At 65.6% G+C, this 11,739-nt stretch carries 9 protein-coding genes; 6 read left to right on the plus strand and 3 right to left on the minus strand.

Annotation, left to right across the window (positions count from 1 at the left end):
• Positions 1 to 4 precede the first annotated feature (4 nt).
• Positions 5 to 682 (minus strand): GntR family transcriptional regulator, encoded by a 678-nt coding sequence (locus tag BM118_RS20100; protein WP_092187222.1) that lies wholly within the window; start codon positions 680 to 682, stop codon positions 5 to 7.
• 7 nt (positions 683 to 689) lie between these two features.
• Entirely contained in the window at positions 690 to 2,102 is a 1,413-nt protein-coding gene (locus BM118_RS20105; protein WP_092187223.1) for an FAD-binding oxidoreductase, read from the minus strand.
• Positions 2,103 to 2,278: 176 nt separating this feature from the next.
• Here BM118_RS20105 and BM118_RS20110 point away from each other — a divergent pair, with 176 nt between their 5' ends.
• The 3 genes from BM118_RS20110 (at position 2,279) to BM118_RS20120 (ending at position 6,900) form a co-directional block, all read left to right on the plus strand.
• The gene (locus BM118_RS20110) at positions 2,279 to 3,163 is read left to right on the plus strand and encodes a dihydrodipicolinate synthase family protein (protein WP_177234486.1); all 885 of its coding nucleotides are present in this window, start codon (positions 2,279 to 2,281) and stop codon (positions 3,161 to 3,163) included.
• A 213-nt stretch (positions 3,164 to 3,376) separates the two neighbouring features.
• On the plus strand, positions 3,377 to 5,701 hold the full coding sequence (locus BM118_RS20115) for a TonB-dependent siderophore receptor (protein ID WP_092187225.1): 2,325 nt from the start codon (positions 3,377 to 3,379) through the stop codon (positions 5,699 to 5,701).
• A gap of 2 nt (positions 5,702 to 5,703) precedes the next feature.
• Positions 5,704 to 6,900, plus strand: coding sequence for a PepSY-associated TM helix domain-containing protein (locus BM118_RS20120; RefSeq protein ID WP_092187226.1), 1,197 nt, complete (start codon positions 5,704 to 5,706; stop codon positions 6,898 to 6,900).
• A 57-nt stretch (positions 6,901 to 6,957) separates the two neighbouring features.
• Here the strand turns inward: BM118_RS20120 and BM118_RS20125 are convergent, their stop codons facing one another.
• Entirely contained in the window at positions 6,958 to 7,575 is a 618-nt protein-coding gene (locus BM118_RS20125) for a hypothetical protein (protein WP_143099498.1), read from the minus strand.
• Between the two features lie 236 nt (positions 7,576 to 7,811).
• Between BM118_RS20125 and BM118_RS20130 the strand changes: the two genes are divergently transcribed.
• The 3 genes from BM118_RS20130 (at position 7,812) to BM118_RS20140 (ending at position 11,737) form a co-directional block, all read left to right on the plus strand.
• Positions 7,812 to 9,044 (plus strand): rhodanese-like domain-containing protein, encoded by a 1,233-nt coding sequence (locus BM118_RS20130; protein WP_092187228.1) that lies wholly within the window; start codon positions 7,812 to 7,814, stop codon positions 9,042 to 9,044.
• A gap of 318 nt (positions 9,045 to 9,362) precedes the next feature.
• On the plus strand, positions 9,363 to 10,607 hold the full coding sequence (serA, locus tag BM118_RS20135; protein WP_092187229.1) for a phosphoglycerate dehydrogenase: 1,245 nt from the start codon (positions 9,363 to 9,365) through the stop codon (positions 10,605 to 10,607).
• A gap of 110 nt (positions 10,608 to 10,717) precedes the next feature.
• On the plus strand, positions 10,718 to 11,737 hold the full coding sequence (locus BM118_RS20140; RefSeq protein ID WP_177234487.1) for a patatin-like phospholipase family protein: 1,020 nt from the start codon (positions 10,718 to 10,720) through the stop codon (positions 11,735 to 11,737).
• The last annotated feature ends 2 nt before the right edge of the window (positions 11,738 to 11,739 follow it).

Below are 11,739 nucleotides of genomic sequence, written 5' to 3' on the forward strand. Positions count from 1 at the left end.
CCGCTCAGTCTACCTTCGCCTCGACTTTCAAGGCCTTGGCGTAGACCACGCTCGAATTGGTGATGTGCGTGGTCATCAGCGCTTCGAACGCGGTATGCTTGCCGCGCGCGAACAGATCGAGCAGCCTGCGGTGCTCGTCGAAGGACGAGCGGGTCCGCACGTCGATCGGCGAGGTCAGGTTGGTGCGCAGCGCGGCGACGCGGCCGGAGACGAGCTGGTAGGATTCGACGAGGTAGCGGTTGCCGCAATGGGCGAACAGCGCCTCGTGAAAAGCGGCATCGGCGCGGCCATAGGCGATGTTGTCGCGTGCCGCAATCGCCGGCTCCATCGCCGCGATCGCGGCGCTCATCGTCGCGACCGCACCGTCACGATCATAACGGAAGGCGAGCTCGGCGGCCTTGGGCTCGAGCGCGATCCTGAAGGTGCAGAGCGCAGTGATGTCCTCGTCGCTCGGGGTGAAGACAAAACTGCCGACCTGCGGGCGGATCACCACGAGGCCCTGCGCCTGCAACTGGCCCATCGCCTCGCGCACCGGCGTCCGGCTGACGCCGAAGGAATTCGCCACCATCTCCTCGGAGATCGCAGCGCCGAGCGCGAACTCGCCGTCGATGATGGCCTGGCGCAGCCGCTGCATCACCCGCTGCGACAGCGACTTCGGCGTATCGAGCTTGAGCGATCGCATTGCTCTCTCAGATCACCTTGCCGGGATTGAGCAGATGATCGGGATCGAGCGCGGCCTTCAGCGTCCGCATCAGCGCGATCTCGGCCTCGCTCCTGGCATGACCAAGCCACTTCTTCTTCAGCGTACCGATGCCGTGCTCGGCGGAGACGCTGCCGCCCATCTCGCGCACGAGACCATAGATGATCGTGTCCATCTCCTCCTTCGGCTGCTGCGCGACCGTGAGGCCCGTGACCCAGGACACGAGGTGCAGATTGCCGTCGCCGATATGGCCGTAATAGACGCTCTCGCAGCCCTTGATGCCGTCGGCGAGCGCGGCCTTGCAGCGCGTGACGAACTCGTCCATCCGCGCCACGGCGAGGCCGATGTCATAGGAGATGTGCGGACCCAGCACTTGGCCGAACTCGGCGCAGATGTCGCGCACCCGCCAGAAGGCTTGCGTCTGTGCCAGCGATTGCGCCACCGCGGCATCGGCCAGCAGCCCGCGCTCCATCAACTCTTCGAGCCAGGCCTGGAAGCGCGGCGCATCCAGGCTCTCGTCGGTGCCCTGCGCCTCCACCAGCACGTAGAGACCATGGCCTGCGGCGACCGGCGGCTTCACGCCGGCGCGCGTCGTGATCACGTCCCAATAGTCCGGCCACATCACCTCGAACGCCGACAGCAGCGGGCCGAGCCCGCTGCGCGCGGCATCGAGCAGTGCGATCACCGCGGCATAGTCCTTCAAGGCGCACAGCGCGGCCATGGTCGAGCGCGGCTTCGGGAACAGCTTCAGCACCACGCGGGTGATGATGCCGAGCGTGCCTTCCGAGCCGATGAAGAGATGCTTCAGGTCGTAGCCCGCATTGTTCTTCATCAGCTTGTTGAGATTGGTGATGATGGTGCCATCCGGCAGCACCACTTCGAGACCGAGCACCAGCTCGCGCGTCATGCCGTAGCGGATCACGCGATTGCCGCCGGCATTGGTGGAGAGATTGCCGCCGATCGCGCAGGAGCCGCGCGAGCCGAGGTCGAGCGGAAAGAAGAAGCCGGCCTCATCCGCGGCCTTCTGGATCGTCTCCAGCGGCGTGCCCGCCTTCACCGTCATCGTCGCGGACGCGCGATCGATCTCCTCGATGCCGGTCATGCGCTCCAGCGAGATCGCGACCCAGCCTGCTTCAGGCGAGGCGCCACGGCACAGCCCGGTCAGTCCGCCCTGCGGCACGAACGGCAGATGCGCCTGGCGGCAGGCCAGAATCGCGTCCGCAACGCCTTGCGCATCGAGCGGACGGATCACCGCGCGCGGCGTTTGCGGCAGGCTCGCGCTCCAGTCGTTGCAATTGCGCGCCGGCACGTCAGCGCCGATCAGCACGGCGGCTGCGCCGAGCTTGTCGCGCAAGGCGCCGAGCAATTGGTCGGGGCGCTCCACGGGGGTCACCATGTCCATGCAAGACCTCCTCAAAATCCGGCCGCGTCTGTCGCGCGCCTGCTGCAACAGGGATTTGCGTCCGTCTTGTATGTAAGGTACAAGGTGAAAAGTAAAGCAAAAACGAGGCCTCGCTAAGCGCAGAAGATCATTAGGAATCAGTGGCTTAGTCCGAGACCGCAGCAAAGGGTGGTGTGATGACGGAGGCGATTCGCGGGTTCTGGGTGGCGTCGGCGACGCCGCTGGCGACCGACAGTGGTGTGGATCACGGCCGCCTCGCCGCCCACGCCAGGCAGCTCTTCAGCAAAGGCGTCGACGGCGTCGTGCTGTTCGGCACAACCGGCGAAGGCACCTCCTTCAACGTCGCCGAACGCGTCGCGACCATCGAGGCCGTGCTCAAGGCCGGCGTCGCGCCGGAGCGCATCGGAATCGGCGGCGGCTTCCCCGCCATCAGCGACAGCATCGCGTTGACGCGCGCCGTGCTCGGCCTCGGCCTGCGCCATGTGCTGCTGTTGCCGCCTTACTTCGACCGCAGCGTCACGCCCGAGGGCATCGAGGATGCCTTCGCTGCGATTATCGATGGCGTTGCCGACGATCGCCTGCGTGCCTCGCTCTATCACATCCCGCAGGTCTCCGGCGTCGCGATCCCGACCACGGTCGCCGCAAGCTTGCGCAAGCGTTACGGCAAGCTGGTTGCAGGCCTGAAGGACTCCAGCGGCGACTTCAAGCAGTTCGAGGCGTTCCGCGCAGCCAGCCCCGAGCTCGCCATCACCGTCGGCAACGAAGCCGACATCGCCCGCGCCATCGCCGCCGGCGGTGCCGGCACCATCTGCGGCATGGCCAATATCGCGCCGGAGCTGGTCAAGGCGATGATCGACGGCAAGGACGTCGAAGCGCGCATGCAAGCGGCGATCGACATCGTGGTGAAGACGCCATCCTTCCTCGCAACGCTGAAGGCCATTCTCGCCGCGCAGACCGGCGATGCCGCGTGGCTGCGCGTGCGCCCGCCGCTCCGGGCCTTGTCCGACGGCACCGCGCTCAAGCGGAAGCTCGACGAGCTGACGAGCCCTGCCATCGCGTGAAATCTCGCGACGTCGCGACAAGCCGCCGCGAATTTCGCGCGCAGCGTGTCGCGATCAGCGCGAGAACAATCCATGATTGCCGTTTCGCGTCAATCTGCGCTTAGAACCATTCAACTCTAGAGCGATTCAATTCCGCCTACGGTTCTCTTCACCCGTAACGGCTGTTAGACGCGCCAGCATCAATGCTGTGTCTGACTTGGAAGTGAATCGAAAGTGCGTGCTCATCTGGATGGCCGCGTCAGCGGTCATCGAATTCGTGCCGGCGGGAGTCGTGCAGGTCTTCTCATCGGAGCAGCCGTGCTGCTCGCCGAATGCCCCTCCAACACGACGAGCGCGCAGGCGCAATCGGCGCTACCACCGGTGACGGTGGAGGCGCCGGCGCAGCGGCCGAAACCGGCGCGCGCATCGGAGCAGTCCTCACGCCGCACCCAGGCCGCCGCGCGCAATCGCAATCCCGCGCCGGCAGCGCCGACGCCGTCGGAGCGCGCCGCCGCGGAGGCCGCCGCGCAGCAAGCCGCCAAGCTCGGCTACCGTGCGATGCCGAGCGCGACGACGCTGCGTTCGGGCGCATCGCCGCTCGACACCTCGCAGTCCGTCAACGTCGTGCCCGCGCAGGTCCTGAAGGACCAGTTGCCGCGCAACATCGACGATGCGCTGGTCAACATCAGCGGGATCACCCAGACCAACACGCTCGCCGGCACCCAGGACGCCGTGATCCGCCGCGGCTTCGGTGACAATCGCGACGGCTCGATCATGCGTAACGGCATGCCGCTGGTGCAGGGCCGCAGTCTGAACGCCGCGGTCGAGAGCGTCGAGGTGCTGAAGGGACCGGCCTCGCTGCTCTATGGCATCATGGATCCCGGCGGCATCGTCAACACGATCAGCAAGCGTCCGGAGCTCTACCAGCACGGCTCGGTCACGCTGCTCGGCTCGACCTATGCGAACAATCGCAACGGTGCTGACGGCACGCTCGACATCACCGGTCCGATCGGCGACGGCGGCCTCGCCTATCGCTTCATCGGCTACGGGGTCAGTGAGGACTATTGGCGCAATTTCGGCCGCCACCGGGAAATGCTGGTGAACCCGTCGCTTGCCTGGTACGGCGACACCACGACGGTCCAGCTCACCTATGAGCACCGCGAATTCATCTATCCGTTCGACCGCGGCACGGCCTTCGTCGACGGCGCTCCGCTGGCGATCCCGAAGACGCGCCGGCTCGACGAGCCCTTCAACAACATGTGGGGCACCTCCGACCTGGTGCAGGCCTCGGTCGAGCAGAAGCTCGACGACAATTGGAAGGTCACGGCGGCCTACAGCTACAACACCGAGACCTTCAGCGCCAATCAGCTTCGCATCACCGGCGTCAACGCCAAGACCGGCGTCGAGACCCGCAGCAACGACGGCACCCGGAACTCGCTGAGCAACGCCAGTTACGGCACCGCGTATCTGCAAGGTGACGTCTGGGTGGGCGGCTTCCGCAACGAGATCCTGTTCGGGGGCGAGGCGCTGTATCGCACGATCGACCGCCACGACCTGATTCGCCAGGCGACCCCGAGCTTTAACTTCTACAACCCGGTCTACGGACTGATTACGCCGGGCACGACCGTGTCGGCAACCGACAGCGAGCAGACCGACAAGCTCGGCACCCGCGGCTTCTTCGCCCAGGACACGTTCCATCTGACCAACTGGCTGTCCGTGGTTGGCGGCGTGCGCTGGATGGAATACGAGCAGCTCGCCGGAAAAGGCCGGCCTCTCTTCGTCACGAACACCAATCTGGCGGGCGACAAGGTGCTGCCGCTCGGCGGCGTCATCTTCAAGCTGAACGATCAGCTCTCGTATTACGTGAGCTATACGCAGTCGCTGAAGCCGACCTCGACGATTGCGCTTTTCACCGGTGCTCCCGTCGGCTTCGTCGTCGACTCCACCATTGCGCCCGAAGAGGGAACCCAATGGGAAACCGGCCTGAAGTTCGACGTCAACAAGCGGCTGTCGGGCACCCTGGCGGTCTACGACATCGAGAAGAAGAACGTGTTGGTGCGGGATGATCTCGGCAACAACAACATCGCAATACGGACGTCTGCGAAGGCTCGGTCGCGCGGCGTTGAGTTGGACGTGACGGGCAAGCTGACGGACCATTGGAGCATGATCGGTAGTTACGGCTATACCGATGCACGCCTGATCAACGATCCCGTCAACGGCAACGCCAAGCTGCTGAACGCCGCGATGAACACGGCCTCGCTCTATCTCGTCTACGATTTCGTCGACGCGCTTCCGGGACGTCTGCGGCTCGGCGGTGGTGCGCGGTATGTCGGCGACCGGCCCGGCGACTCCGCCAACAATTTCTTTCTGCCGGCCTATACCGTCGCCGACATCTTTGCGACCTACGACACGAAAATCGACAATCTGCCGGTGACTTATCAGTTCAACGTCAAGAACCTGTTCGACAAGCTCTACTATACGTCCAGCACCGGGAACGCTTTGAACGTCGCCATCGGCGATGCGCGGCGCGTGTCGTTGTCGGCGACGGTGAAGTTCTAGCCGTGGCAGCGCGGTTGGCCCACACCATCAAGGCCGTCCTGCTCCAGGTCCACTCCATCGCGGGCCTCGCCCTCGCGCTGCTGCTTGCCCTGATCGCGCTGACCGGCGCGATCATGAGTTTCGAGGACGAGATCGTCGACCATCTCAACGCCGGCATCATGCAGGTCGCGCCGCGCACCGCGCCGGCGCTGATTCCGGACGAACTGGTCGCGCGGCTGAAGGCGGCGCAGGATTTCGGCAAGGTCTCGGCCCTCACGCTATCGAGCGATCCGGCCGCGGCGGTGCGTGTCCGCTTCGGCCGCGACGAGCAGGGTGGGCGGCCGGCTTCACTCTATGTCGATCCCTATGACGCACGTGTGCTGGGCTCGCCGCGCGGCGAAGAGTTTTTCGCGACCGTGCGGAGGCTGCATCGCTGGCTGCTGATTCCCGGCGATGCCAAGGGCTGGGGCCGTCAGATCACCGGCGTCGCCGCGCTCGGCCTGATCGCCATGCTGGTCTCGGGCCTGGTGCTGCGCTGGCCGCGCCGCGCCGGCAGCGTGAAGATGTGGCTGAAGCCGAATCTCGGGCTCAGCGGCCGCGGGCTGCACCGGTCGCTGCATGCCGTCATCGGCACCTGGGTCCTGCCGATCTATCTGGTGATGACGCTGACCGGACTGTGGTACTCGTTCGACTGGTACAAGGACGGTGTCGTCTGGCTGCTGTCGCGCCCGGAGGTCGTCGCCGCGAAAATGCAGCCCAAGATGTCCGCAAAGGCGACGCGCGTGGCGACCGCTTCCGAGCCGGCCCAGCCGATCGGATTCGACCGTGCTTGGGCGACGTTCCGGCGCGAGGAGGGTGACCGCTTCGCCAGGGCCTTGCTGACCCTGCCGGCCGGCCCCGGCACAGCGATCCGGATCCGGTCGTGGGGGAAGGGCTCCACGCTCGATACCACGCGCGACGAATTCCGCATCGATGCCGTCACGGGTCAACTGGTCTCGGCGGAGCGTTACGCCGACAAGACGCTCGGCGAGAAGATCATCGCCAACGTGCTCGACATCCATCGCGGCGCGGTCCTCGGCTGGCCCGGCAAGCTCGCGTTCATGATCGCCGCAGCCCTGATGCCGCTGTTCTCGGTCACCGGCATCCTGCTCTACCTGTCGCGCCGCAAGCTGCGACGCCCCGCGCAGCCGCCGCTCGGGCGTCTCGTCCCGGGTGAGTGATCCGACAAGCCGCTGTTCAAATCCGCCTGGATCGAGCCACGATATTTGCTCGACACGTCACTTCGGCTGCATGTTCCGTTCACCAATGATGACGTCGTTGTTGACGGCGTAGACAAAGCAGCCGCCATCCCTGCCATTTCGCGTGGGATCGCTGTTGCATTTTGCAAGTGCGGAGGCCTGGGCATCCTTCAAGCTCGCATCGCCCGCCGAGATGAACAGCTTCCCCCAGGGGTGGATGGCCATCGCTTTCGGCTCCATGGCCCTATCGTAATTCTGCACGTCGGGGCGCTGTCGCGTCACCCGCCGGATGATCGGAATCTGGGACAGATCATACTTGCCCGCATAATGCAGACGCGGCATGTCCCGCGCTGTCAGTTCACCCTCCGCGACGATCTCCTCGTTCACCGCTAGCAGGGCGCACGGCTTGCCATAGCGCAACTGGCACGCTTCCAGTGAGCGCTCGCCGGTGGCCGACGCGTCCTCGTGTTCACAGGACCGAAAATAGCTCGCGCTGATGAGCTCCACGGCCTGCCCCTTGTTGGGCTTGCAGGCGACGTAGTCCTTGATCAGCGTGTCGCGGACATAGCCGAACACGGTCGGCGTCGTCGCTGCGATGATCGACGCCATCGCCCGCTCGAATTGGGACTTGCGCTCCGCATTGGTCAGCGCGGCCATGGCCGCACCCGGAAGCACCAGAAACACCACCAGGAATTTTATGGTTCGCATGCTGCCCCTCCCCCACGTGCGAATCGGAACTTTACCCGCCCCGCGCCCGCGGACAACATGCTTCTTTTCAGCAGCTCCTTGGGATTGCACGCCGCAGAGTGGGAGGGCATGCCCTCGTCGGGCTGGTCAAGCGGTCCGCAATCGGCCAAAAGCGCCCTGTCCAAACTTCGAAGGCTGCATGTCCGATGACGATCCCGACCGTCACCCCCGCCGATATCCGCGGTGCGCTGCTGCTCCGCGAGGAGATCGCGCTGCTCGATCTCAGATACGAGGCCGCGTTCGCCACCGGTCATCCCTTGTTCGCTGCCAACATGGCCGCGAACCGGATTGCGGTCGAAGCCGAGGTGAGACTGCCGCGCAAGGACGTGCCGGTCGTGCTCTATGATGACGGCGAGGGGCTGGTCGCGGCCGGAGCGGAACGCCTGGCTGCGCTCGGCTACAGCAATGTCCGCGCGCTCGATGGCGGGCTGAAGGCCTGGCGCGATGCGGGCTATCAGGTGTTCGAGGACGTCAACTCCTATTCGAAAGCGTTCGGCGAGCTGGTCGAGGCGCGGCGGCACACGCCGTCATTCAGCGCTGACGAGGTCGCCAAGCTTATTGCGGACAAGGCCAACATCGCCATCCTCGACGTCCGCCGCTTCGACGAATATGCGACCATGAACATTCCGGGCTCGGTCAGCGTACCCGGCGCGGAGCTGGTGCTGCGGGCAGGCCAGGCCGCGCCCGATCCCGACACCACCATCATCGTCAATTGCGCCGGCCGCACCCGTTCGATCATCGGCACCCAGTCGCTGATCAATGCCGGCGTGCCCAACAAGGTGCGGGCGCTGCGCAACGGCACCATCGGCTGGACGCTGGCGCGGCATGCGCTCGACCATGGCGCCGACCGGCGCGGGGCAATCGGACCGTTCGAAGGCGGTCCGGCCAATGCCCGCGACGTCGCCTATCGCGCCGGCGTTCGCCACATCGGCGCAGGCGAGGCGGCGGCGCTCGCGGCGCAGACCGATCGCACGCTCTACCGCTTCGACGTGCGCGATGCGGAGGAATATGCGGCGGGGCATCTGCCGGGTTTCCGTCACTATCCCGGCGGTCAGCTCGTCCAGGAGACCGACATGGCCGCGCCGGTGCGCGGCGCGCGCATCCTCCTGACCGACGACAAGGGCGTGCGCGCCGACATGACGGCGTCCTGGCTCGCGCAGATGGGCTGGGAGGTGTACGTGCTCGAGGGCGGCTATGACGACGCGGTGGAGGTCGGTCCGCCGCTCGTGCTGCCGAAGCCGGACCCGGCGCACCGCTACCGCCGGCCCTATGAGGGGACCGATGTCGCCGAAGGTGCGATGCAGGCCTATCTCGATTGGGAATACGGCCTCGTCGAGCAGCTCCGCCGCGACGGCACGCATGGGTTTTATGTGATTTAGATCCGTCACGATGCTGGGAAAATCTTTCCGTCGTCCTGGACAAGCGAGCGTTGGCAACGCGTAGCGTTGTCCAATAGCGAGCGCTGATCCAGGACCCATTACCCCAGGATTGGGTTTGGCGAAGGCTCGCGGTTAAGCTCTCGCGCCACAACTGCTCCCTGGGGTAATGGGTCCTGGCTTTCGCCAGGACGACATTGAAGGGGGCAGTCAGGGCCCTCTCGCCCTCCCCGCCATCTTGTTCCCGTATCCAAACCCTATTGTGCTGCGCCTCGTCCGCGGTCTATGAGCTGCGGCAAAGCCGCCATTCATGGAGATACTATGCCAGCCCCAGGCCAAAGCCCTGAGCGGAGCGCGAAGGCGCTGCTGCTCGAAGGCGTCAATGACAGTGCCGTGGACCTGTTCCGGAGCGCGGGCTTCACCAATGTCGAGCGTCTGACCAAGGCGCTGGACGGCGAGGCGCTGCGCCAGGCGCTCAAGGGCGTGTCGTTGCTCGGCATCCGCTCGCGCACCCAGATTACCGACGACGTGCTGGCGGCCTCCGATCAGCTCCTTGCGGTCGGCTGCTTCAGCGTCGGCACCAACCAGGTCGACCTGCTGGCGGCGCGCAAGCGCGGTATTCCCGTGTTCAACGCGCCGTTCTCAAACACGCGCAGCGTCGCCGAGCTCGTGATCGGCGAGATCGTGATGCTGCTGCGGCAGATCTTTCCGCGCTCGGTGTCGGCACACGGGGGCGGCTGGGACAAGTCGGCGGCCGGCAGCCGCGAGGTGCGCGGCCGCACCCTCGGCATCGTCGGCTACGGCAATATCGGCTCGCAGCTCTCGACCCTGGCCGAGGCCATGGGCATGCGCGTGATCTATTACGATCGCACCGACAAGCTCCGCCACGGCAATACCGAGCCGGTCGAGAAGCTCGAAGAGCTCTTGGCGCAGAGCGACGTGGTCAGCCTGCACGTGCCGGAGACGCCGGAGACCGCCGGCATGATCGGCGAGAGGGAGCTGCGCACGATGAAGCCGGGCTCGTTCTTCATCAACAACAGCCGCGGCACCGTGGTCGACCTCGATGCGCTCGCGGGCGCCTTGCGTGATGGGCATATCGCCGGCGCCGCGATCGACGTCTTCCCGGTCGAGCCGTCCTCGAATTCGGAACGCTTCAAAAGCCCGGTGCAGGGCCTCAACAACGTCATCCTGACCCCGCATGTCGGCGGCTCGACCGAGGAGGCGCAAGAGCGCATCGGTGGGGAAGTCGCGCGAAAACTGGTCGATTATTTCATCACGGGATCGACCATGGGCGCGGTGAATTTCCCGGAGGTGCAACTGCATCTGCGCCCCTCCGGCGCGCGCTTCAGCCATGTCCATCGCAACGTGCCGGGCATGTTGCGGCGTCTGAACGAGGTCTTCCTCCAGCGCGACATCAACATTGCCGCGCAATATCTGGAGACCGCCGGCGACCTCGGCTACGTCGTGCTCGACGCCGATCTCGGCGGCCAGGATTCGGGCGAACTGCTCCAGCAGATCCGCGCCCTCGACGGTACGGTGGGCGCAAGGCTGGTATTCGAGCACTGAACGCCCCCACGTTCCGGTTGCATCTTGTGGCAACTGCTCTCACACTGCGGTCGAATGCGACGTGTTCCTAATCACGTCGCATTTGAGCTTCAGTTGCGTGAGTGTCCGCCATGGAACGCGACGCCGTACTGATTGATCTCGCGCTGCAGGGCGGCGGTTCGCACGGCGCCTTCTCCTGGGGCGTGCTCGACCGCCTCCTGGAAGAGAAATGGCTGGAGATCGCCGCGATCTCCGGAACCTCCGCAGGCGCTATGAATGCGGCGGTGCTGGCGGACGGCTGGACGGCCGGCGGCGCCGAGGGCGCCCGCGGTGCGCTCGAACAATACTGGCGCCGCGTCTCCAGGGCCGCGGCTTTCAGTCCGCTCCAACGCTCGCCGCTCGACCGGCTGATGGGGCGCTGGACCCTCGATACGTCGCCCTTCTACATCCTCACCGACCTGATGTCGCGCGTACTGTCGCCCTACGACCTCAATCCCACGGGCTACAATCCGCTGCGCGCGGTGCTGGCCGAGAGCATCGATTTCGAACGCCTCATGCGCTCGCCGATCCAGCTGTTCATCACCGCGACGCGGGTGCGCACCGGACGCGGCCGTATCTTCCGCAATGCGGAGATCACGGCGGATGTGCTGCTGGCATCCGCCTGCCTGCCGACCATGTTCCGTGCCATCGAGATCGACGGCGAGCCCTATTGGGACGGCGGCTTCGCCGGCAACCCGACAATCACGCCGCTGGTTCGCGAGAGCGACGCGCACGACACCATCCTGGTCCAGATCAATCCGACCGAGCGGCTGGAGGAACCGCGGACAGCGGCTGAAATCCTCAACAGGCTGAACGAAATCTCGTTCAACTCGCCGTTGATGAAGGAACTGCGCATGATCGCGCTGCTGCGCCAGGCGGCCGACCCCGGCAGCGGCGAGGGCGCGCGCTGGGCGAAGATGCGGACGCACCGGATCAAGAGCGACATGCTGGCGAAGTTCGGCGCGTCCTCGAAACTCAATGCGGAATGGGAATTCGTCTCGATGCTGCGCGCCGAGGGGCGCATGGCCGCGGACGCGTTTCTCGCCGAGCATGGTGCCGACATCGGTCGGCAATCGACCGCCGATCTCGACGTCCTCCTGACGGAGTGCTGAGA

This window comes from Bradyrhizobium sp. cf659 (assembly GCF_900113725.1).
In the GTDB taxonomy this organism is placed as follows: Bacteria; Pseudomonadota; Alphaproteobacteria; order Rhizobiales; family Xanthobacteraceae; genus Bradyrhizobium.